This window comes from Celeribacter persicus, assembly GCF_003050785.1.
In the GTDB taxonomy this organism is placed as follows: Bacteria; Pseudomonadota; Alphaproteobacteria; order Rhodobacterales; family Rhodobacteraceae; genus Celeribacter; species Celeribacter persicus.
Window position 1 is genome coordinate 292,977 of record NZ_QAOH01000003.1, and the last position, 20,455, is coordinate 313,431.

Below are 20,455 nucleotides of genomic sequence, written 5' to 3' on the forward strand. Positions count from 1 at the left end.
GCCCCTTCGCTTTGCGACATGCGATTGTCACGCCCGACGTGAGCCCTATAAGAAGGGTGAGTTTCGAGAAAGGTTCAAGAGCGATGAGCGAGAACGGCAAAACCACCCATTTCGGTTTCAAGGATGTGGCCGAGGATCAGAAAGCCGGGATGGTGCATGGGGTGTTTACCTCGGTTGCCTCGAAATACGACATCATGAACGATGTGATGTCGATGGGCATCCATCGGGTCTGGAAAGATGCGATGATGGACTGGCTTGCGCCGCGCCCGGATCAGCATTTGCTCGATGTTGCGGGCGGCACCGGCGACATTTCCTTCCGTTTCCTGAAACGTGCGCCGGGTGCAACGTCTGTTGTGCTCGACATGACCGAGTCGATGCTGGTGGAGGGCCGCAAACGCGCCGAGGCCGAGAAAATGGCCGACAGCCTGCAATGGGTCACCGGCGACGCGATGCAGCTTCCGTTAGAGGACAACCAGTTCGACGTCTACACCATTTCCTTCGGCATCCGGAACGTGACCCGCATCCCCGATGCGCTGTCTGAGGCCTACCGCGTTCTGAAACCCGGCGGGCGTCTCATGGTGCTCGAATTTTCGCAATTGCCGAATCCGATGATGCAGAAGGCCTATGATCTCTATTCCTTCAACATCATCCCGCGCATGGGTCAGATGATCGCCGGCGATCGTGATAGCTACCAATATCTCGTGGAGAGTATCCGCAAATTCCCCGATCAGGAAACGTTTGCACAAATGATCCGAACCGCAGGGTTTTCCAACGTCAAGTATCGCAATTTGACGATGGGCATCGCGGCATTGCATTCCGGATGGAAACTCTGATGCGCGGACCTCACAACATCTGGCGGCTCATTCGCACCGGCGCGACCATGGAGCGTACCGGGGCGATGACACAGGCGATGGATGCGCTCGACGCTCCGCGCGCCTTTCGCATTCTGGCCCGCACCGTGGTCTGGCCCTTCCGCTGGCTGGGATACAAGGGCGATCCGAACCTTCCGCCGCTGACGCGCGCAATTACCGCGCTGGGCCCCGCCTATATCAAATTCGGACAAATCCTTTCGACCCGTCCCGATGTCGTCGGCGTCGATCTCGCCAGGCAGTTGCAGGTGCTTCAGGACCGCATGCCGCCCTTCCCACGCGATGCGGCGATCAAGACGGTCGAGACCGAGCTTCAGGCTCCGATATCCAAGCTGTTTTCCGAGTTTTCCGAACCCGTCGCCGCCGCCTCCATCGCACAGGTGCACAAAGCCGTGCGCGCCGACACCGGGCAGGCGGTTGCGGTCAAGGTATTGCGTCCGGGGATCGAGAAGGCGTTTCGCACCGACATCGACGCCTTCTATTTCCTCGCCTCCCTGATCGAGAGCCTCTCCCCGGCCTCGCGCCGTCTGCGTCCGACCGATGTAATCGCGCATTTCGAAGGCGTCGTGCATGGCGAGTTGGACCTGCGACTGGAAAGCGCCTCAGCCTCCGAATATGCCGCGAACACCGCGAAAGACGAAGGCTTCTCCGTGCCTGCCGTCGACTGGGGCCTATCCTCAAAACGGGTCATGACACTTGAGTGGGTCGAGGGGATCACCGCTTCCGACATCGACGAGATTGTGGCCGCCGGGCATGATCGCACCGTGCTCGGCCCGCGGGTTTTGCAGATGTTCCTGACCCACGCGTTGCGCGACGGCTTCTTCCACGCCGACATGCATCACGGCAATCTCAAGATCGCGCCAAACGGTGATATCATCGCCCTGGATTTCGGCATCATGGGCATGCTCGATGAGTATACAAGACGTGTTTACGCCGAGATTTTGTACGGCTTTATCAAAAAAGACTACAAACGCGTGGCAGAGGTCCATTTCGAGGCGGGCTATGTTCCCGCCGATCGGGACGTGGATGAATTCGCGCGCGCACTGCGGGCTGTGGGCGATCCGATCTTCGGGATGGACGCTACGCGCATCTCCATGGCGCGGCTGTTGTCCTACCTTTTCGAAGTGACGGAACGCTTCGGGATGCAGACCCGCACAGAGCTGATCCTGTTGCAACGCACCATGGTGGTGGTCGAAGGCGTTTCCCGCTCGCTCGATCCGCATATCAACATCTGGGAAGTCTCCAAGCCGGTGGTCGAGGCGTATATCAAGGCCAATATCGGGCCCAAGGCTATGGCGCGCGATCTTTTGCGCACCGCCACGGTGCTTGCACGTTTCGGGCCGCGCCTGCCGCAACTGGCCGAGGCGCTTTTGATCGCCCAGAGCAAGGAGACCGCCGAACCCGTTGAGCGCACGAATTGCTGGCAGGTTTTGTGGCTGATCGCCGGGGGTGTGGTTTCCGCCGGGATCGGAGCTGCGGTCATGCTTCTGTTGGGGTGAGTTCAGCCTCCGCCGCTTCGAGATAAATCGCTTCGCCCCGCCCCGCTTTCCACACGCAATAGGCCGCCATGCGCCATCGGTAAAAGGGTGCAAGTTGCCGGTAACGCGCAATGATATCGACGTTGGGGTAAGCGGAAAGCGCCGCCTCCTGCTCCGTTTTTGACAATCCACCCGCACCATAAACATGGTGCATGGCAGGCGACAGGGCTATGGCCAAATCCGCCGTCGCATCGCCCCGCGCCGGACATTGCCAGTCGATGAACCGACGCTGCCCGTCGTAGATCAGAACATTCGCGGGCACCGGATCGCCATGAAGGAACACCTCTTTTCCTGCTGCAACAGGATATGGAGAAGGTTCGATTTCTCGCAGATGTCGCGCAAGGGAGCCCTCCAGCCCATGCAGGAAAAACCGTCCCTGCTCCAGCAAAGCCGTAGGGCTTGTGTCAATCGTGCGCAGGTCAGGTGGGGGAGTCAGACGGTGCAGGCGGCCCAACGCCCGGATGGTGTCGGGGTCCGTTTTTCCGGAAAACACACCCGCGACATAATGGTAAACGAGGCACACACCCTCGTATGTCTCGAAACGCGCCACGAATTCCGGTGCAAGGTCCATCCCCCCCAAGGCGATCAACGCATAGCGTTCCGCCTCCGGGTCGTTCGGGAAAAGCGGGTTGGCCCGTCGGGGATCGAACAGTTTGACCACCCAGTCACAGGACGGCCCTGTCACGCGCCAACTGCGGTTCGTCCGTCCGCCCGGAAGGCGCAACCAGTGAAGCGGAGCTGAGACACGCGCCGCAACAACGTCCTGAAGCCCCTTCGGGGGAAGGTTTGAGGCATGCATGGAGACGCTCCAGAGTTACGAACCGCCAGAGTTTAACGAGGGAGTGTTACGCTCTGCAAGCGTATCACGACGGATCGCGCAAGGCGGTCACATCGTCGGATCCGATCTCATTGCCTCCCGCCAGAACCAGAACGACATCGCCATCGTCAGAACGCGCCTCGACAATCCGGGAATAGCTTTCGACCGTGGTGGTAGAGAGGTAATCGCCGTTGTGATAATTTTCGATCTTGAAGCTGTAGAGCCCGGCATCGAACGCATCGCCATTCTCATCAAGGCCGGTCCACTCGAACGCGTCATCCGTCGGGGACATGGTCACCTGTTGAACGACCGTCCCGTCGGTGTCCCGCACAATCAGCACACCGGTATCAGCCGAGGTGGCAAAGTCGCCGGTCAGGGTCACCGGAGAAGACCCGTCGAAATAGGTCGCAGCCTCGCTTCTGGCATCCATGCCAACCCAGCCGGACAATTCCGAAAATCCCATGAGGCCAAGTTGCGCCGAAAGATCTTCCAGAAGATCGTTGGTGATCACGGATTGCTCGACCTGCGAGAAGGTGGCGAGTTGCACCGCGTAATCGGTCGATTCGATCGGATTAAGCGGGTCCTGGTTTTGCATCTGGACCGTGAGCATCTTGAGAAACGTATCGAAATCAGAACTCAGTGTGGCACTGGAACTGCTCGAACCTGAACTGGCCGAACCCGTCGTAGCAGTTGCCGTGGTCGCGGCGGTGATCGTGTTTACCATCTTGTGCTCCTGTTAAAGCCGGATATCCATGCCCGACGAGTTTCCGAGCGACAGGCGCACGGGGGCATCGGTGGGCATCGGGTCGATCATATCGGATGAGGCGGATGAGCCGCTCAGGGAACCGAAGGCATCGGTGCCGCCCTGTTGCGTTCCCTGATCGAAATTCTGGAAAGAAAATCCGCTGTCAGTATAGCCGAGGTCGCGGAACTCTCCGATCAGACTGTCGACATTGCGGCGCAGCAGATCGAGCGTGTCCGCCCGTTCGGCAGCGATCACCACATGCATTGCACCGTTCTCGGACAGGTGAAAAGACAGCCTTACCTTGCCGAGTTCTTCGGGAGACAGTGTGATCTCCACCGGGCGGTCCGGCAATTGCCGGGCCGCATCTGCGATTTGCGACGCCATATGTGTGGGCAACTCGATCCGATTCGCGACACCTGTAGCCGTAATCTGCTCCCGCACAGTTCCCGTTCCCGAGACAACATGGGTGGCCGGACCGACATCATCGCGCAGCTGAAGTTGATCCGTCTCGCCCATGGTGGACCCTTGAAATTCTATAGATGTCAGTGGCGCAGCCGAAACCGCAGCGTTTTGCGCCGGTTTCGGAACAGAGAAATCCGCCAGTTCAGAGGTCCCAGCCTCGGCAGTCATATCTGACGATACCTCCGAAACTGCGCCTTCCTGAGTCTCGGGCCTCGCCTCCGAACGGCCAAGCGGGAGGTGGGGAACAAGGCTCACCTCGTCAGTCAGGCCTGCGGCGAGTGTTTGAGTCTGATCAAGCGGCGCGGATGTTTTCTGCGATGCGGTCGCTACGGATGTCTCAAGATCGGCAGGTACACGCGAATCCGATTGAGCCGCATATGCAACGTTCCCATATTCCACAAGATCACCAGACGGGCGCACAGCCATCGCAGACGTTCCGACCGCCTCATAATGACTTTTGGCACGCAGGCCCGTTATGGGAACAAACAATGTGTCGGCTTCTTGCAGTTTCGGCCCCCTATCGCCTCGCGTCACATCCGTAGCGCTATCGTCGACGTCGATCTCTGTCGCAAGGGCCTGTGTGGTTACGTCAGATGCCATCGCTATCACCTGATCCTTTGACGATGTTATCTCAAAAATTTTCCACACATTGTCTTTTGAAACAGCTTCAACGCCCTCTGTCGCATGTCGCTCAGTCATTACGACGGATGGGGGCACAACCTCGTGTGATAAGACGGCCCGTTGCTCGGAACCCATGTCGATATCGGCCTCCCCAAGCAATGCGCCAACCGAGAGAGGAGAGTTGTCTGGCCTCCAATAAGCACGCGTGCGATCCCAATCTTCGGAGGCCAGGCCCGTTGCAGAACATTCTTCCTCGGAAACATCGGTCGCGGCCTTATCCGCCCGCATCATTATGTGGAGGCCCGGCACCGCAGCAGCAACTGTGTGTGTGACGGGTTCGAACGGAGTTTCAGAGCTTTCAGAGGGAGTCGTTTGATCGTCGACCTGCTCCACCTGGATTTTAGACCTAACAGCCAAACCTTCACCCGAGACGAGTGCCTGAATGGCTGTATCCCTAACAATTTCACTGTCGCTCTGTATCCTCATGGTTCGGGTTTCACTCACCTGACACTCATGTTTGGCTTGTAAGGGCTGGTCCCGAGAACTCCCGAGTGTTGCCCCCTGCGAGACGGTCGGTTTCGAATCATTTGCGGTTGCTGTGTTTGCGAACATGTCTTTAAAGCCGGTTTCCAACGCAGAATTCGCCCCCGTCAGCACATCGAAAGCCGACATCTTTCGGGATCGTCCGGTCTCAGGACTGCTCGCGGTCTTCATGAGGTCAAAGGTCTGAAACTGCATTTCCTGCATCCGGGATTTCTTTCGCCGTGATGCCACTATCTTCGAAGAGAGTTACCGGTTCTTTACCGGATTGCAGTTAGGAATCGAAAAAATGCTTCGAATTGGAGTGAACCCTCATGACCGTGCCTGCTGTTCCATCCGTGTCAGTCCAAAACCTTCCACAGATTTCGCAGGATGAAAAACTGCGTGACGTCTCGAAACAACTGGAAGCGACCTTTTTGGCGGAAATGCTGAAAAGCGCCGGTTTTGGGCAGACCCCGAATGCCTTCGGCGGTGGCTCGAGTGAGGACCAGTTCTCATCGTTCCTGGTACAGGCACAAGCAGAAAAAATGGTCGAGGCCGGAGGAATCGGCCTTGCTGAACAGATTTTCAACGCGTTGAAGGAAAAATAAGATGGCATTTCTTGATGCATTCCGCCCGGCGGCGGCCCTCGCCGATCTGCTCGACAAAGAGAAAGCCGCGATCCTGAAAGGCGACTTCGCAACTTTGGGAGTGCTATTGAAATCGAAGGAATCGCTTCTGACGATCGTTGCGAAATCAAAGACGCCCGCCGAGGTTCTCAAAGACCTGCAAAAACGCAGCGACCATAACAAACGCCTCCTTATGGCCTCTGCCAAAGGCATTCGCACGGCACGCGAGCGCATCCTGTCTTTGCGCAACCAGGTACGGGGTTTCACGACCTATGGACCTGCCGGCAAGGCGACCGAAATCAAACGCCAGTCATTAACCATGGAGAGAAAAGCCTGAGATTTCGTGCGCCTTTACCTCAAATTGAAAGCATCAATCTGAGCCAGCTTAGGAAACTCTTAGCCTTTAAGCTCCAAATATCAGAGTGCATCCCGAGGGGGTGGCGCGGTCGACCGGAAGCGGTCATCCGTAATCGGTCAGAATGACGATCCTGAAACCGCCCGTGGGGGCGGATCTCGAAACTCGTGCGGCGCAAAACGCGTCCCAAGATCAAAGGAAATTATGCTATGTCCAGCATTCTGACCAACAATAGCGCGATGGTCGCGTTGCAGACTCTGAACGCCATCAACTCCGACCTGTCCAAAACCCAGAGCATGATTTCAACGGGTAAGGCCGTTGCCTCTGCCAAGGACAACTCTTCCGTCTGGGCAATTTCAAAAGTGATGGAATCCGACGTCGCGGGCTTCAACGCCATTTCCGACAGTCTCGCGCTCGGGGAATCAACCCTGGCCGTGGCGTCCGAGGCCGCTGAAACCGTCACCGACCTGCTGACCCAAATCAAGGAAAAGGTCGTTTCGGCACAGGAGGAAAACGTCGATCGCGAGAAAATTCAAACCGATATCGACGCTCTGGTCGACCAGGTGAAATCGGTGATCGGTGCCGCTCAGTTCAACGGTCTGTCGCTCGTCGAAGGCACCGATGACGTCAACATCCTGTCGTCTCTGGATCGCGCCTCCGACGGCACTGTAACCGCTTCGGACATTACGGTCTCCCGTCAGGATCTCAGTACCTCCACCGGTACTTTTGGCACGGCTTTGACCGATGCCGAATCGGCCGCTTACGGCACCGTGAACGGGTCCACGAACTCCAATTTCACCACAGATGCGGGCGGTACCGTGGCGCTGCTCGAAATTACGGCAGGTGACGTTGGCGACACCTTCTCTCTGTCGGTCGGAAACGAGACTGTGAGCTACACCATGGAAACCGGTGACGACGCGGATACGATCCGTGATGCACTTGCTTCTCAGGTAAACGCTCTTGGCATTGAGGGCCTTTCGGTAGATGCGAGCACAACCGGTGAATTGACACTCAAGAACACCAACGCGTTTTCGACAATGGAAATCTCTGCAACCGCCGATGGTGATGCAACCGATTTTGAAATTGCCGAGATCAACGGTGAAGACATCGCCGACTCCAACGGTCCGGAAACTCTGAATCAGCGCGCCGCAACGATTGACTTCAGCACCACGGCGAACATCAACGAAGGTGACAGCTTCAAGGTTACTGTCGGGTCTGAATCTTATACCTATGTCGCCGGTAAAGGCGAAACCATGGAAGACGTCGCCAAAGGTCTCAAAACCGCGATCGATTCCGCAGGAACTGAGGGGGTTACCACAGGGGTTCAGTATGACGATGATGCCGGTCAGTGGAAACTGGCAATCGACGATGAAAATGGTGACGGTTCCAGCACAACCCTGAAACTCACTGTGGGTGAAGATGGCGAAGCATCCGGCGGCCTTTTCGGGCTCGACAGCATTGACGTGACCACCAACGCAGGGGCGGATGCGGCACTTGGCAATGTCGAAACCCTGATCAACAACGCTGTCGATGCGGCCGCGGAGTTCGGCTCTGCCCAGGGCCGGATCGAAACCCAGTCCACGTTCATCTCCAACCTGACCGATGCTCTGACCTCCGGGATCGGATCCATGGTCGATGCCGACATGGAAGAAGCTTCCGCGAAACTGCAAGCGCTTCAAGTACAGCAACAGCTCGGTGTGCAATCTTTGTCGATTGCCAACCAAGCGCCGCAAACCATCCTATCGCTCTTCGGCTAAGCGCTCTCGCCGGGTGCCTGACCGGCACCCGGTTTCTGCGCGGTAAAAGCCGCGCGTTGAAAGTCATTGTCACCGGAAGGATAAGACGTGAACGCTCTTCAGATGGCCCGAACGGCCTATTCCAATACTGCCGCTCCGATCCGGACGCCACGCGGCACCGAATACGAGGCCTTTGCCAGAATTACGCATCGCCTTCGTCAGACAGCCCAAGACAAAAAACGGTCCTATTCCGCCTATGTAAAGGCATTGTATGACAATCGCCGTCTGTGGACCCTTCTTGCTTCGAATGTCGCCGAAAGCGACAATCAGCTACCGAAGGAACTGCGCGCGCAGATTTTCTATCTCGCACAATTCACGGCGAAACACACCTCCGACATTCTGGCCAGGAAAGCCGATGAGATGCCCTTGATCGACATCAACACGGCGATCATGCGCGGCCTGCAACGGGAGGGCCAGTAAATGAGCGGTCTTGTTCTCAAGCTCGGACCCAAGGAACGGGTTCTGATCAACGGGGCCGTCATCGAAAACGGTGACCGCAGGTCGCGGTTGTCCATCGTGACGCCGAACGCAAATATTCTGCGGTTGCGCGATGCGATCCATCCCGAAGAGGTCAACACCCCTGTGCGGCGGGTCTGTTACATCGCTCAACTGATTCTCTCCGGCGATGCGGACCCCAAAGAGGCAAGCCTGCAACTCATGCGTGGCATCGAGCAGCTCAGTCAGGTTCTCACAGACCCGGACAGCCGCAAGCTACTCAATACGGCAACAACGGAGATTCAAAGCGGACAGTTCTATCAGGCCCTCAAGATACTCCGTGTACTATTGCCTAGGGAGGAGCGGCTTTTGTCTGCCGCGCATTACCAATGACATATCAACCTGTCATCCCATTCAGCGGTTACGCTGGATGGGTCGTTCTCCAAAACACTCAGGTCGCTCAGCAGGAAGCGTTCAATCAATCTGCCGAGATTCAGAGAGACGTAGAGTATTTCCGGGAAAACATTGCAAATGTGACCACTGCCGAGGAACTGGTCTCGGATTACAAGCTGTTGAAGGTCGCCTTGGGTGCATTTGGCCTCGACGATGACATCAACAGCAAGTTTTTTGTCGAGAAAGTCCTTAGCGAAGGCACACTTGATGATGATGCGCTTGCGAACAAACTGACCGATACGCGATATTTCAAACTCGCGGAAGCTTTCGGGTTCGGGAATTTCGATACACCTAACACCGTGCTGAGCGATTTCCCGGACAAAATCATCTCCGCGTATCAGGAAAAACAATTCCAGATCGCCGTCGGAAATCAAAACGAAAACATGCGCCTCGCGCTCAACCTCGACGCCGAATTGGCGGAGTTGGTTGAGAAAGACACCACGGACAATGGTCGCTGGTATTCGATCATGGGAAATGAGGCCTTGCGAACCGTTTTTGAGACCGCCCTTGGCCTCCCGAGTTCTGTGAGCAGCCTTGATCTTGATCAGCAGTTGAGCATCTTTCGCGACAAGGCCGAGCAGTATTTTCACGAGTCCGAAGTGTCGCAATTCTCGGATCCGGCAAAACGGGAGGAACTCGTGAAACTGTTTCTCATTCGCTCCGAGTTGAACTCCGGCACCACCGGGACTTCGGCAGCCTCGAATGCGCTTGCCTTGCTGACCGGGTCATTCTGATGGCTTACGCCTTTTCCCGATCCACGAAACAGGCCTTGAGCCGCTCAAAGCTTTCCCGCGTCCCCTTGAGTTCAGACTCCGCCAGAAACTGATCCAGTTTCGGCCAGGTCGCAATTGCCTCGTCAATACCCGGATCCGTGCCTACGGAATAGAGACCCGCCTGAATCATCATCTCAGAACGGTCGAATACCCCAAGCAGGCGTCGTGCGCGTGAGATCAGAGCGTTTTCCTCCTCCGATGCGGCATGCGGCAAAGCGCGGGAAACGGATCTCAGGAGGTCAATCGCGGGAAAACGGCCGCGTTCCGCGATCTGCCGATCAAGCACGATATGCCCGTCGAGCACACCGCGCAGGATATCCGCAATCGGCTCTTCCATATCGGAACCGGCCACCAGAACAGAAAACACCGCCGTAATGTCTCCCGTATCTCCGATCCCGGGACCTGCCCGTTCACAAAGTGTGGTGATCAAATGGGACGTAGAGGGCGGGAAACCACGCAGGGAGCTGGTTTCGCCGGTCGCAAGCGCCACTTCGCGATGCGCTTCGGCAAAACGTGTCACGGAATCGGCCAGAAAGAGGACCTGTTTCCCCTTGTCGCGAAAATATTCAGCGACCGACATGGCCGTCCAGGCACAGCGACGACGCACCATCGGAGACTGATCCGAGGTTGCGGCGACGATCACCGAACGCTTCATCCCAGCTGGACCAAGCACCCGGTCGATAAATTCACGTACCTCACGTCCACGCTCACCGACCATGGCAATCACTACGACATCCGCCTGCAATCCCATGGCAAGTTTCGCGAGCAGGGTGGATTTCCCAACGCCGGAACCCGCAAAGAGACCAATCCTTTGGCCCCGCACAATCGGCAGCAAGGTGTTGAAGACCGCAAGGCCAGTTTCGAGCCGTGCCCCCAAAGCCCGCCGTTTCGTCGGATTGAGCGGTTCACCACGCAAGGAACGGGGTATGAGACCTTGAAGAATGGGTTTTCCGTCAATGGCTTGCCCGAACGGGTCAATCACCCGGCCGATCCAACTTTCATCCGGGGCAATATGGTTCTTGCCCAGGTGCGCAACCGGATCACCAATGGACAAACCGTCCGGTCCACCATCCGGCAGCACCGTCACGGTTTGCTTGTCGAGTTGCAAAACCTCGCCCCGGCGAATCCGGTCCTCATGACCGATCTCGACCAGATCGCCCAAGGCCGCAATCCCGCTCAACCCAGACACAGTCAGAACCCCGCGTGAGACCTCGATCACACGGCCTACGGATTGGACGGGTTTGACCGCAGCCACTTCGGCAAGAAGCAATTCGAATCCGATTCCCTTCATGAACACCTCCGCTTTCGACAACTCTTTCTAAAGGAATCAGAGTTAAGCCTTGGTTGAGATAACTCGGAGGAGAAGCCCCGATGTTCGAAAACCTGGATATCTTCAAGATGGCGAGCGGACTGGCCAGTCATGCCGTCTCCCGTCAGGAAGTCATCGCGAAAAACATCGCAAATGCCGATACGCCCGCGTATCGTGCAAAGGATATCGCGTCTTTTGCCGACACCTATAAAAGTGGTGATTTCGGCGCCGGTATGCACGCCACACGGGCGGCGCATCTCATCGACACGCAGGAAGCATCTCAGGGCTATACACTGTTGGACGCGCCGGATGCGGGCTCGCCCAATGGCAACACTGTGTCGCTCGAAACCGAGATGATGAAAGCGACTCAGGTGCGGCAACAACATGAAACCGCGCTCGCCGTTTACAAAAGCTCGATGAACATTCTCCGCACTTCGATCGGGCGCAAATAGGGGAAATATGAATGTCTGACCTTCAGAATATCCTCAACCTCTCCGCCTCCGGGATGAAGGCACAGGCCAGCCGCCTGCGCCATGTCTCCGAAAACATCGCGAACGCGGACACGCCAGGCTATCACCGCAAAACCGTATCTTTCGAGGAGATCGTCGATCAGGGCGTGAAGACCGGTGCCGTGACTGTGGGCGATGTGCAACTCGACAGCTCGCCGCTCAAGGAGATTTACAACCCCGGTCATCCGCTTGCGGGGGAAGACGGATTTTATGACGGCTCCAACGTCGAGTTGATGATCGAAATGGCAGACGCGCGCGAAGCGCAACGCAGCTACGAGGCAAACCTTAAAATGTTCGATCAGGCCCGGCAGATGTCGTCATCCCTGCTTGATCTTTTGCGTCGGTAAAACACCGGCAGTTCACCGATAGGAGACCAGAATGGACATCCGATCCGCATTCGCCGCCCAAGGTTACGCCGCCACCCGCCCGGCCACCGCTCCGACACCGGGCGAGACGGCAGGAACCACCCAGAACACGCTTGGACAAGCGGCCACGAGCTTTGCCGAGACGCTGGCTCATAGCGAAGAGGTCGCGCAGGCCGCCATGGTCGGGAAAGCCGACAGTCAGGCTCTGGTTCAGGCACTCGCACAAAGCGAACTGGCCATCGAGACCGCCGTGACCGTGCGGGACAAAGTCGTCGAAGCCTATCAGGAAATCCTCAGGATGCCGGTGTAAGCGATGGATGATCTGGTTTTCTACGACACGCTGAGACAGGCGCTTTGGATCGCAACGATAATCTCGACACCGATCCTTGTTGTCGCGTTGATCGCCGGTATCGCAGTCGGTTTGTTTCAGGCGCTCACGAGCATTCAGGAAATGACGCTCACCTTCGTGCCGAAACTGTTGGCAATCCTGATCGTGTTCTGGATGTCGATGGGCTTCATGACGGAAACCCTGACCAGCTTTTTCACCGACCGCCTCATCCCCCTGATCGGAGGTTTGTGATGGACAGCGCAGGATATACCACCCTCACCCGCATGGCCGGTCTCAGTCGTGAATTGCAGACCATTGCGAACAATATCGCGAACGTCTCGACCACCGGCTATCGCAGAGAAGGGCTGCTGTTTTCCGAACATATCGCCCGGCTGGAAAAGGGCGAGGACAGCCTCTCCATGGCAGACGGCAATGTCCGTATCACCAATGAGGCGCAGGGGCCACTGACGCCCACCGGCGGCACCTATGATTTCGCTATCGAGGGCAACGGGTTCTTCCTGATCGACACACCGAACGGACAAGCGCTGACCCGCAACGGGGCCTTTACCACCAATGCCGAGGGCGAATTGACCACGCATGACGGGTATCCGCTTCTGGACAATGGCGGAGCAGCGATCTTCATCCCGCAAGACGCGAAAACCGTGGCCGTGTCCTCGGACGGGACCGTCTCTGCGGATGATCAACCACTGTCGCAAATCGGGCTCTACATGCCCGAAGATCCGACAAGTCTGACCCGCAGCAACGGCGTCCGTTTCTACACCGACGGAGCCATCATACCGCAGGAAGAGGCGGTCATTCTCCAAGGTTACGTCGAAAACTCGAACGTCAACGCGATCACCGAAGTCGCCCGGATGATCGAAGTGCAACACGCCTACTCCACGGGCCAGAAATTCTCGCAGCAGGAAGATGAGCGGATCAAATCCGTCATCTCCACACTCGGTCGCTAGGAAAGGAGCCTGACATGCGCGCCCTCAAAATCGCCGCCACGGGCATGAGCGCCCAGCAGATGCGGGTGGAAACCATTTCGCAGAACCTCGCGAACATGAGCACCACCGGCTACAACGCCCGGCGTGCCGAATTCGCCGATCTGCATTATCAACAGGCCTCGCGTCCCGGCACGATCAACGCCTCGGACGGCACGGTTCTGCCGACCGGGGTGCAGCTCGGTCTGGGTGTCCGGCCCTCTTCGGTCACGCTGGAACTGGCGCAGGGGTCTTTGTCGCAAACCAGCGGAGATCTCGACATCGCAATCGAAGGCAAAGGCTATCTCGAAGTCACCTTGCCCTCCGGCCAATCCGCCTATACCCGGGACGGTGGGCTGAAACGCTCCGCTGACGGGCAAATCGTGACCTCTGACGGCTATCCTGTCGTGCCCGACATCACCATTCCCGACGAGACCTTGTCGCTTTCAATCAATGCGGATGGGGAGATTTACGCCTATTTTTCCGACCAGATCGAGCCGGAGCTTCTGGGTCAATTCACCCTCGCCGGCTTCTCGAACGCCAAGGGGCTTGAGGCCATTGGATCGAACCTGTTTCTGGAAACCGAAGCCTCGGGTCCCGCCAATGTCACCACGCCCGGTCTCGACGGGCTGGGCACTCTGCGTCAGGGCTATCTTGAGGACAGCTCCGTCGACGCAGTGCGCGAGGTTACCGAGCTGATCGAGGCTCAGCGCGGTTACGAGTTGAACGCCAAGGTCATCACCGCCGCCGATCAGATGCTTTCCGCGACGACGCAAATCAGATGATCAAGCCTGTTCTCATAACCGCCTGCCTCTGGCTGACCGCCACCCCGGCTCTTGCCGATACGGTCGCGGCCGCGCGAACCATTCGCGCCCAAACCATCCTTGCGCCGACGGATCTGACCATGATCGCCGGTGACGTGCCCGGTGCCATCAACTCGCTCGACGAAGCGGTCGGCCTGGAGGCCCGTGTGATGCTTTACACGGGTCGGCCGATTTCCACGTCAGACATCGGGCCGGCGGCCATCGTCGAACGCAATCAGATCGTCGTGTTGCGCTACAGCCATGGTGGACTTTCGATTTCCGTGGACGGGCGGGCACTCGACCGGGCCGGGGCTGGCGATGTCGTCCGTGTCATGAACCTCTCTTCCAAAACAACCGTGTCCGGCGTGGTCGCGCCGGATGGGTCCATCCAGGTCGGCGGGCTTGCCGCTCAGTAATCAGGATTTGTCATGCGTCTTCACCTCATGCTCCCCGCCCTTTTCGTCCTCTCCGCCTGCACCGATCTCAAGGAGGTTGGGCGTCTGCCAGAGTTTACCCCGATCCAAAGCTCGGCCGAGACTGCGGCCATGCGCAACCCCTCTCTTCCGGAACAGATCGTAAGTCGCAGTCCTTCGGATGCGGCCTCGCTCTGGAACGCCTCGCGGCAATCGCTTCTCGGCGATCGTCGCGCCATCGAACGGGGCGATATTCTCACAGTTGTCATCGAGATCGACGACAGTGCGGAAATGTCGAATACTTCGAGCCGCGGACGCTCAGGCTCCGAAACGATGGGGATTTCTTCCCTCTTCGGCATTCCCGAACGGATCAACCAAGTGCTTCCCGATGGTGCCAGCCTGGAGTCTGCCGTCGGAACCAATTCCAGCTCGTCGTCGTCCGGCAACGGCAGTGTGAAGCGCAACGAAAAACTCGAACTGATGGTCGCCGCGACCATCGTCGATGTGCTGCCCAACGGTGTGCTGCACATTCAGGGTTCCCAGGAGGTGCGCGTGAACTACGAGATTCGCGAACTTCTGGTCGAAGGCTACGTACGGCCCGAAGACATTTCGCGCCAGAACGAGATCACCTATGACAAGATCGCCTCAGCCCGGATTTCCTATGGTGGGCGCGGTCAAATCACCCAAGTGCAACAACCGCGCTATGGCCAACAAATCGCCGATATCGTCCTGCCGTTCTGAGGAATCGTGCCATGATCAAGAAGCTTCTTCCCCTTTTTCTGGCAGTGATCGGTCTCGGCGCGGGGATCGGTGGCGGGCTGATGCTCCGTCCCGAACCGCAAGAAGTCGTCGAGATCAATCCCTGTGGCGATGTGCCTGCGACGGACGCGGCACATGATCCGCATGCCGCGACGCATGAACCCGGCGAAGAAGACCCCGAACATACCACGTTCGAGTATGTCAAACTGAACAACCAGTTCGTGATCCCCGATCTCGAAGCCGGGCGCGTCGTGTCAATGGTGGTGCTCTCGCTCAGTCTCGAAGCCCGAACGGGTTCCAGGGAAAGCATCTATGCGCGAGAGCCGAAACTGCGGGATGTGTTACTTCAGGTCATGTTCGATCACGCGAATTCAGGTGGGTTCAAAGACGATTTCACGGACAGTGTCACGATGAACGCTTTGCGCCATGCGCTTCTGGAAGCGGCACAGGCCACTCTCGGACCGGAGATCAACGACGTTCTGGTGATCGACATCGTGCGTCAGGATATGAGCTGAGACCGGGCATCACCAAAAGCACTCCTTTCGCTCAACGCTTGAGATCATCGCGCTCGGCCAACCGGTCGAGCGCGTCTTTTTTGCCAAAGGCCCTGCGCGTCCGTTCCAGTTGCGTTTCCCGACGCGCGGCGAGTTTGGCAAGCGCCATCATGGCTTTGCGCTTTTCATGTTTCGCCCATGTTTCCCAGGCACGATCCGTCCCCATCAGGCTCGACATATCGAATTCCTCTGCTGCGGCGAGCGCCGTGGCACGATCATGTCGAGCCTGATCAATCTCATGCACTCGCGCACGGAACGGTTCCTCTTCCCGTTTGATCACAGCCAGATGCGCCAACTCCGCGTTGAATGCCAGCGCTGAGACCTCCTTGAGACGCTTCAACTGTTCCCGCCTCTTCGACATGCTTATTTCCCAAACTGGTTTTTCATTTTCTGACGCATCTGCTCGGCAAAGCGGATTGAGGCCGCAACCGCGCGGTAATGCTCGGGCAGAATCTGCTCACCGAGTTCGACCGTCGCATAAAGCGCACGGGCCGTCGGCGGATCACGGTGAATGGGGATGCTGTTTTCATTGGCCACTTCGCGAATACGCGCCGCAATCTCATCGACCCCTTTCGCCACACAGACCGGCGCACCGCCCACCATACGATCCCATTTAAGCACCACCGCGTAATGCGTCGGGTTCACGATCACCACATCCGCCTTCGGCACTTCGGCGAGCATCTGGTTCATCACGATTTCAAAGCCCTTCTGGCGCCGCTTCTGTTTGAAATGCGGATCGCCTTCCTGCTCCTTCGCCTCGTCGGTGAGTTCCTTGCGGGTCATGCGGTGCTTGCGGATATGCTCGTTGTGCTGGAACAGATAATCCACAGCGCCGATAACCAGAGAAATCATCAACACGATCAGCATGAAACCCACGACCAGATCGACTAGGGTTGCCGCCACCAGCCCGGGACTGAACGACATGGTGGACATGATTTCAGGAAGCTTGGCGTAGAGATAGACCCCAAGAACAACCGAATAGATCGTCAATTTGAAAAAACTCTTGGCAAATTCGAAAAGCCCGGAGCGACCGAATTTGTTTTTGGCGTTGGAAACAGGCGAGATTTTCGAAAGTTTCGGCTCAAGTTTGGAGGTCGCGAAAATCATCGAGCGGGTCGCGAAAATCACAACGAGCGCCATAGCGGCGGGGATGGCGAACCACGGCAAAAGCCCCACGCCGACGGTTTGCATCAGACCCATCGCCCAAGGTTCGGCAGAACCTTCGAACCAAGCCTCCGCATTCAGATCCGCATTGCCCAGCATGAATTGAAGCACGGTGCCCATCTTTTGCAGGCTGCCAGCCCCAAAAGCCATCGCTACCACGATGAAGCCGAAATAAGAGGCCGTCGTGATCAGATCGGTCGAACGCGGAATTTCACCCTTTTTGCGCGCATCATCGAGGCGTTTCTGTGAAGGCTCATATTGCTTGTCACTGTCGTCATCGCCCTCCGCCATCAGTCCACTCCGAACGGATCAAGCAGCAACCCGGCAAAACCGAAGCGCCAGACTTCGAGGAGGATAGGTGTCGTGGCAAAGAGCAACAACAAGCCCCCAAGTGTGATCGCAGGCGCCCCCACGAAGGCCACCATGAGGGACGGCATGGCCCGGTTGATGACACCGAGCGCGACATTGTAGATCAGCGAAGCGATGACGAAGGGGGCGGCGAAACTGAAGGACAGGGCAAAGGCCGACGAAATATGGTTGACGCCCCAGATCATCACGTCTTCGGGCGGCACGAACAGACCGGCAGGGAAGTAGTCATAGGACAGGATCAACATCTCGGCGACCCGCACATGCAGGTTCATCATCACCGCCAATGCCAGACCTGCGACAAGGAACAAATGACCAATAGCCGGCTGCGCTTCGACAGAGCCGCCGCCGAGAATTTGGGACAGGGAGGTGGATTGCGCCACCATCGTGCCCGCAATCTGTAGCACCATGATAAAGAGGCGCAGAACGAGACCGAGAAGCAAACCCGCGATGACTTCGGTCGCGAGACCACGCATGAGGCCCGACGTGGTGGAGACAAACTCCTGAAGTTCTCCCGCCACAGCCGGAAAGACAATTGCCGTAAAAGCGATGGCCAGAACGAGACGCACGCGTTCCGGGATCGAACGCTCTCCAAACGCGGGCAAGATCGCCATCATGGCCCCGACACGCAGAAAGACAAGGAAAGCCAGAGTAAGATTGCGCTGCGCCAAACCCATCAATTCCGCCAGCACATCCGTCATACCGGCACCAATCCGACGAGAGAGGGTTTGGCATCGGTTCCGATTTCCTCGAACGAATAGACCGGGTTCTGGATGCCCTGAGCCGACAACACCGTGCGCAGGAACCGTCGGCGGCGGGTTGAGGTCACAATCCCCGGATAGATACCGCTTTCTCCGGCTTTGGCAATCTTGTCCGCCATAGTTTTCGCAAGCCGGTTAAATTGGTCTGGAGGGAGGGCAATATCGGAATGACCGCGTTCGCCATCAATCTGATAGGTCGAAAAGCGATCCTCCCATTCCGGCGCGAGCTGCAAAAGCGGAAGCGTGCCATCGTCGCGCTTGATCTCGGAAATCAACTGGAATCCAAGACGTTGGCGCACATGTTCGCAAATCGATTCCGCGGTCGCATGTGCGCCCCGCGCCTCGGAGATAGATTCGAGGATCAGCGCCATATTGCGGATCGACACCCGTTCCTCAAGCAAAAGGCGCAGAACCGACAGCAAGAGATCCATCGGCACCCGGTCCGGAACAAGCTCGTTGAGCAATTTCTGATTGGCTTCTCCGCGCGCCTTGTCGGTGAGGTTCGTCATTTCATCGAGCAGTCGACGCAGGGACTTCATTGTCAGAAGACGCGGGAAATTCCGTTTGATCACCTCAAGAAGATGGGTCGCAAGCACTTCGGTCGCACCGACCACGGTACTGCCCATCAAGGCGGCCTCCTCCTTTTGAGACGGGTTGATCCAGCGGGCGGGCGCTCCGTAGACGGGTTCCACCACGTCTTCACCAATCGGCAAGCCAGCGGCATCACCGGAAACCAGAGCCAGAACCTTGTCCTTGCGCAGGCGATCCCGCGCCTGCTCGACACCCTGAATGCGCACGACATAGGTGCCCGGCGGCAGGCTCGGATCGTCCGTCAGTCGAAGCTCAGGCAAAATAAGCCCGAAGACTGTCGCAACATGGTTGCGCATGTTCGCGATCCGCGCGTCGAGACCGGTTTGCTGATCGAGAACCATCGCCACAAGATCGGGCGCAAATTCGACATGGATATCGTCGAGATCGAGAATATCCCCCATGGATTCGCGTTCTGCAGCAACCTGCGGTTTGGTTGCCTCTTTTTTCGCTTTTTCCTTTTCCTCTTCCTGCATTTTGCGGCTCACGAAATACGCCGCCGTTGCAAGAGCAATCGCTCCACCGATGAAGGGAATGAAAGGCAGGCCCGGCACAAAGGCGAAAAGGGTCATCAGCACGGCAACGGTGTAAAGTGCGGGCGGGTATTTCCCCAACTGCCGGAACAGCGCCATATCGGCAGACCCGCTGGTCCCGCCTTTTGCCAATAAAAGAGCGGCAGCGATGGAAATGATGACCGAAGGGATCTGGCTCACCAAGCCATCGCCGACGGTCAGAATGGCGTAGGTTTCAAAGGCCTTTCCAAGCGGCATGTGGTGGACGGCCACACCGATGATCAGCCCCATGACGATGTTCATCAACGTGATCAGAAGACCCGCAATCGCGTCTCCCTTGACGAATTTCGATGCGCCATCAAGCGAGCCGAAAAACGTGGTTTCCGCCAACTCCTGTTCGCGTCTTTGCTTGGCCTGTTCATGGGTGATCGCCCCTGCGGAAAGGTCGGCATCAATCGCGAGCTGTCGCCCCGGCATCCCGTCGAGCGCGAAACGCGCACCCACCTCGGCCATGCGGCCCGCACCTTTGGTGATCACCATGAAGTTCACGATGAGCAGCACGGTGAACACCACGAGACCCAGAAGAACGGAACCGCTCATCACGAAATTCGCGAACCCCTCGATCACATTCCCGGCGGCGCCGGTTCCCGTGTGCCCCTGACCAATGATCAGCTTGGTCGAGGAGACGTTGAGCGACAGACGCAGCATGAGGCTGGCGAGAAGAATGGTTGGAAAGGCCGAAAAATCGAGCGGTCTCTCGATGAAAAGCGTGACCGTGAAGATCAGGATCGCAAGGGCAAAGCTGGTGGCGAGCCCCAGATCCAGGATCCACGATGGCACCGGCAGGACCATCATCACGATCACAACCATGAGCGCCAGAGCCAGCAGGATCGTGGGTTTGAAGATTTCAGTGATGCTGATGTTCATTCCGCTCTCACCGCAGTTAAAGAACGGGAGTCTTCAGTCTCACAGTCCAAAAATCCGATTCTCATATCCGAATACCCGCTGCAATTCTTGCCGCATTTCCGG

25 protein-coding genes are annotated in these 20,455 nt (G+C 57.5%); 17 read left to right on the forward strand and 8 right to left on the reverse strand.

The genetic code is table 11. From position 1 onward, the window contains the following. Positions 1–83 precede the first annotated feature (83 nt). Positions 84–833, forward strand: a complete 750-nt coding sequence (gene ubiE / locus C8N42_RS06135) for a bifunctional demethylmenaquinone methyltransferase/2-methoxy-6-polyprenyl-1,4-benzoquinol methylase UbiE (protein ID WP_107815663.1) — start codon at positions 84–86, stop codon at positions 831–833. Continuing rightward, complete coding sequence (ubiB, locus tag C8N42_RS06140; RefSeq protein WP_107815664.1) at positions 833–2,368, forward strand: 2-polyprenylphenol 6-hydroxylase; 1,536 nt, start codon at positions 833–835, stop codon at positions 2,366–2,368. Before ubiE ends, ubiB begins: the two co-directional genes overlap by 1 nt. On the opposite strand, the gene C8N42_RS06145 is transcribed toward ubiB, so the two are convergent. The 3 genes from C8N42_RS06145 to C8N42_RS06155 form a co-directional block, all read right to left on the reverse strand. Next, positions 2,349–3,206 (reverse strand): aminoglycoside phosphotransferase family protein, encoded by an 858-nt coding sequence (locus tag C8N42_RS06145; RefSeq protein ID WP_107815665.1) that lies wholly within the window; start codon positions 3,204–3,206, stop codon positions 2,349–2,351. The genes ubiB and C8N42_RS06145 overlap by 20 nt on opposite strands. Positions 3,207–3,270: 64 nt before the next feature. After that, complete coding sequence (locus tag C8N42_RS06150; protein WP_107815666.1) at positions 3,271–3,948, reverse strand: flagellar hook capping FlgD N-terminal domain-containing protein; 678 nt, start codon at positions 3,946–3,948, stop codon at positions 3,271–3,273. 12 nt (positions 3,949–3,960) lie between these two features. After that, positions 3,961–5,799: a flagellar hook-length control protein FliK gene (locus C8N42_RS06155; RefSeq protein ID WP_107815667.1), complete on the reverse strand. Its 1,839-nt coding sequence runs from the start codon at positions 5,797–5,799 to the stop codon at positions 3,961–3,963. Between the two features lie 107 nt (positions 5,800–5,906). Between C8N42_RS06155 and C8N42_RS06160 the strand changes: the two genes are divergently transcribed. The 6 genes from C8N42_RS06160 (at position 5,907) to C8N42_RS06185 (ending at position 9,973) form a co-directional block, all read left to right on the forward strand. Next, a complete protein-coding gene (locus C8N42_RS06160) occupies positions 5,907–6,182 on the forward strand; it encodes a rod-binding protein (protein ID WP_107815668.1) in 276 nt (91 codons plus the stop codon). 1 nt (position 6,183) lies between these two features. Next, on the forward strand, positions 6,184–6,537 hold the full coding sequence (locus C8N42_RS06165) for a hypothetical protein (RefSeq protein ID WP_107815669.1): 354 nt from the start codon (positions 6,184–6,186) through the stop codon (positions 6,535–6,537). 227 nt (positions 6,538–6,764) lie between these two features. Further along, positions 6,765–8,312, forward strand: coding sequence for a flagellin (locus C8N42_RS06170; protein ID WP_107815670.1), 1,548 nt, complete (start codon positions 6,765–6,767; stop codon positions 8,310–8,312). 87 nt (positions 8,313–8,399) lie between these two features. Then, positions 8,400–8,771 carry a flagellar biosynthesis regulator FlaF gene (gene flaF / locus C8N42_RS06175; RefSeq protein ID WP_245889980.1) on the forward strand — a complete coding sequence of 124 codons (372 nt, stop codon included), beginning with the start codon at positions 8,400–8,402 and terminating at the stop codon, positions 8,769–8,771. After that, entirely contained in the window at positions 8,772–9,179 is a 408-nt protein-coding gene (gene flbT, locus C8N42_RS06180; RefSeq protein ID WP_107815671.1) for a flagellar biosynthesis repressor FlbT, read from the forward strand. A 140-nt stretch (positions 9,180–9,319) separates the two neighbouring features. After that, positions 9,320–9,973: a DUF1217 domain-containing protein gene (locus C8N42_RS06185; protein WP_342747965.1), complete on the forward strand. Its 654-nt coding sequence runs from the start codon at positions 9,320–9,322 to the stop codon at positions 9,971–9,973. A 4-nt stretch (positions 9,974–9,977) separates the two neighbouring features. Here the strand turns inward: C8N42_RS06185 and C8N42_RS06190 are convergent, their stop codons facing one another. Continuing rightward, positions 9,978–11,303: a FliI/YscN family ATPase gene (locus tag C8N42_RS06190; protein ID WP_107815712.1), complete on the reverse strand. Its 1,326-nt coding sequence runs from the start codon at positions 11,301–11,303 to the stop codon at positions 9,978–9,980. An 80-nt stretch (positions 11,304–11,383) separates the two neighbouring features. Between C8N42_RS06190 and C8N42_RS06195 the strand changes: the two genes are divergently transcribed. From C8N42_RS06195 to C8N42_RS06235, 9 genes are read left to right on the forward strand one after another with little or no spacing between them, the layout of a single operon-like run. Then, positions 11,384–11,773, forward strand: a complete 390-nt coding sequence (locus tag C8N42_RS06195) for a FlgB family protein (protein ID WP_107815673.1) — start codon at positions 11,384–11,386, stop codon at positions 11,771–11,773. An 11-nt stretch (positions 11,774–11,784) separates the two neighbouring features. After that, positions 11,785–12,177, forward strand: a complete 393-nt coding sequence (flgC, locus tag C8N42_RS06200; protein WP_107815674.1) for a flagellar basal body rod protein FlgC — start codon at positions 11,785–11,787, stop codon at positions 12,175–12,177. 31 nt (positions 12,178–12,208) lie between these two features. Then, positions 12,209–12,505: a flagellar hook-basal body complex protein FliE gene (gene fliE, locus C8N42_RS06205; protein WP_107815675.1), complete on the forward strand. Its 297-nt coding sequence runs from the start codon at positions 12,209–12,211 to the stop codon at positions 12,503–12,505. A 3-nt stretch (positions 12,506–12,508) separates the two neighbouring features. After that, positions 12,509–12,775: a flagellar biosynthetic protein FliQ gene (locus tag C8N42_RS06210; RefSeq protein WP_107815676.1), complete on the forward strand. Its 267-nt coding sequence runs from the start codon at positions 12,509–12,511 to the stop codon at positions 12,773–12,775. Then, positions 12,775–13,491 (forward strand): flagellar hook-basal body complex protein, encoded by a 717-nt coding sequence (locus C8N42_RS06215; RefSeq protein WP_107815677.1) that lies wholly within the window; start codon positions 12,775–12,777, stop codon positions 13,489–13,491. The genes C8N42_RS06210 and C8N42_RS06215 overlap by 1 nt, the downstream gene beginning before the upstream one ends. 14 nt (positions 13,492–13,505) lie before the next feature. Beyond that, entirely contained in the window at positions 13,506–14,291 is a 786-nt protein-coding gene (gene flgG / locus C8N42_RS06220; protein ID WP_107815678.1) for a flagellar basal-body rod protein FlgG, read from the forward strand. Further along, complete coding sequence (flgA, locus tag C8N42_RS06225) at positions 14,288–14,725, forward strand: flagellar basal body P-ring formation chaperone FlgA (RefSeq protein ID WP_107815679.1); 438 nt, start codon at positions 14,288–14,290, stop codon at positions 14,723–14,725. Before flgG ends, flgA begins: the two co-directional genes overlap by 4 nt. 12 nt (positions 14,726–14,737) lie before the next feature. After that, entirely contained in the window at positions 14,738–15,463 is a 726-nt protein-coding gene (flgH, locus tag C8N42_RS06230; RefSeq protein WP_107815680.1) for a flagellar basal body L-ring protein FlgH, read from the forward strand. Between the two features lie 11 nt (positions 15,464–15,474). Next, complete coding sequence (locus C8N42_RS06235; RefSeq protein WP_107815681.1) at positions 15,475–15,996, forward strand: flagellar basal body-associated FliL family protein; 522 nt, start codon at positions 15,475–15,477, stop codon at positions 15,994–15,996. A 31-nt stretch (positions 15,997–16,027) separates the two neighbouring features. Here C8N42_RS06235 and C8N42_RS06240 read toward each other — a convergent pair whose 3' ends face one another. Genes C8N42_RS06240 through flhA form a run of 4 tightly spaced genes read right to left on the reverse strand, consistent with a single transcriptional unit; the run spans position 16,028 to position 20,353 of the window. Then, positions 16,028–16,396 carry a hypothetical protein gene (locus tag C8N42_RS06240; protein ID WP_107815682.1) on the reverse strand — a complete coding sequence of 123 codons (369 nt, stop codon included), beginning with the start codon at positions 16,394–16,396 and terminating at the stop codon, positions 16,028–16,030. Positions 16,397–16,398: 2 nt separating this feature from the next. Beyond that, positions 16,399–17,490 (reverse strand): EscU/YscU/HrcU family type III secretion system export apparatus switch protein, encoded by a 1,092-nt coding sequence (locus C8N42_RS06245; RefSeq protein WP_107815683.1) that lies wholly within the window; start codon positions 17,488–17,490, stop codon positions 16,399–16,401. Next, entirely contained in the window at positions 17,490–18,266 is a 777-nt protein-coding gene (locus C8N42_RS06250) for a flagellar biosynthetic protein FliR (protein ID WP_107815684.1), read from the reverse strand. Before C8N42_RS06250 ends, C8N42_RS06245 begins: the two co-directional genes overlap by 1 nt. Beyond that, on the reverse strand, positions 18,263–20,353 hold the full coding sequence (gene flhA / locus C8N42_RS06255) for a flagellar biosynthesis protein FlhA (RefSeq protein ID WP_107815685.1): 2,091 nt from the start codon (positions 20,351–20,353) through the stop codon (positions 18,263–18,265). Before flhA ends, C8N42_RS06250 begins: the two co-directional genes overlap by 4 nt. Positions 20,354–20,455 lie beyond the last annotated feature (102 nt).

Excerpts from the sequence above, each read along its gene's own strand:
- C8N42_RS06250 (WP_107815684.1), bottom strand. The coding sequence starts at position 18,266 with ATGACGGATGTGCTGGCGGAATTGATGGGTTTGGCGCAGCGCAATCTT.
- flgH (WP_107815680.1), top strand. The coding sequence starts at position 14,738 with ATGCGTCTTCACCTCATGCTCCCCGCCCTTTTCGTCCTCTCCGCCTGC.
- C8N42_RS06170 (WP_107815670.1), top strand. The coding sequence starts at position 6,765 with ATGTCCAGCATTCTGACCAACAATAGCGCGATGGTCGCGTTGCAGACT.
- C8N42_RS06190 (WP_107815712.1), bottom strand. The coding sequence starts at position 11,303 with ATGAAGGGAATCGGATTCGAATTGCTTCTTGCCGAAGTGGCTGCGGTC.
- flhA (WP_107815685.1), bottom strand. The coding sequence starts at position 20,353 with ATGAACATCAGCATCACTGAAATCTTCAAACCCACGATCCTGCTGGCT.
- C8N42_RS06160 (WP_107815668.1), top strand. The coding sequence starts at position 5,907 with ATGACCGTGCCTGCTGTTCCATCCGTGTCAGTCCAAAACCTTCCACAG.
- C8N42_RS06240 (WP_107815682.1), bottom strand. The coding sequence starts at position 16,396 with ATGTCGAAGAGGCGGGAACAGTTGAAGCGTCTCAAGGAGGTCTCAGCG.
- C8N42_RS06235 (WP_107815681.1), top strand. The coding sequence starts at position 15,475 with ATGATCAAGAAGCTTCTTCCCCTTTTTCTGGCAGTGATCGGTCTCGGC.
- ubiE (WP_107815663.1), top strand. The coding sequence starts at position 84 with ATGAGCGAGAACGGCAAAACCACCCATTTCGGTTTCAAGGATGTGGCC.
- flbT (WP_107815671.1), top strand. The coding sequence starts at position 8,772 with ATGAGCGGTCTTGTTCTCAAGCTCGGACCCAAGGAACGGGTTCTGATC.
- flgA (WP_107815679.1), top strand. The coding sequence starts at position 14,288 with ATGATCAAGCCTGTTCTCATAACCGCCTGCCTCTGGCTGACCGCCACC.
- C8N42_RS06165 (WP_107815669.1), top strand. The coding sequence starts at position 6,184 with ATGGCATTTCTTGATGCATTCCGCCCGGCGGCGGCCCTCGCCGATCTG.
- C8N42_RS06245 (WP_107815683.1), bottom strand. The coding sequence starts at position 17,490 with ATGGCGGAGGGCGATGACGACAGTGACAAGCAATATGAGCCTTCACAG.
- C8N42_RS06210 (WP_107815676.1), top strand. The coding sequence starts at position 12,509 with ATGGATGATCTGGTTTTCTACGACACGCTGAGACAGGCGCTTTGGATC.
- fliE (WP_107815675.1), top strand. The coding sequence starts at position 12,209 with ATGGACATCCGATCCGCATTCGCCGCCCAAGGTTACGCCGCCACCCGC.
- C8N42_RS06150 (WP_107815666.1), bottom strand. The coding sequence starts at position 3,948 with ATGGTAAACACGATCACCGCCGCGACCACGGCAACTGCTACGACGGGT.
- flgC (WP_107815674.1), top strand. The coding sequence starts at position 11,785 with ATGTCTGACCTTCAGAATATCCTCAACCTCTCCGCCTCCGGGATGAAG.
- ubiB (WP_107815664.1), top strand. The coding sequence starts at position 833 with ATGCGCGGACCTCACAACATCTGGCGGCTCATTCGCACCGGCGCGACC.
- C8N42_RS06195 (WP_107815673.1), top strand. The coding sequence starts at position 11,384 with ATGTTCGAAAACCTGGATATCTTCAAGATGGCGAGCGGACTGGCCAGT.
- C8N42_RS06155 (WP_107815667.1), bottom strand. The coding sequence starts at position 5,799 with ATGCAGGAAATGCAGTTTCAGACCTTTGACCTCATGAAGACCGCGAGC.
- flgG (WP_107815678.1), top strand. The coding sequence starts at position 13,506 with ATGCGCGCCCTCAAAATCGCCGCCACGGGCATGAGCGCCCAGCAGATG.
- C8N42_RS06215 (WP_107815677.1), top strand. The coding sequence starts at position 12,775 with ATGGACAGCGCAGGATATACCACCCTCACCCGCATGGCCGGTCTCAGT.
- C8N42_RS06145 (WP_107815665.1), bottom strand. The coding sequence starts at position 3,206 with ATGCATGCCTCAAACCTTCCCCCGAAGGGGCTTCAGGACGTTGTTGCG.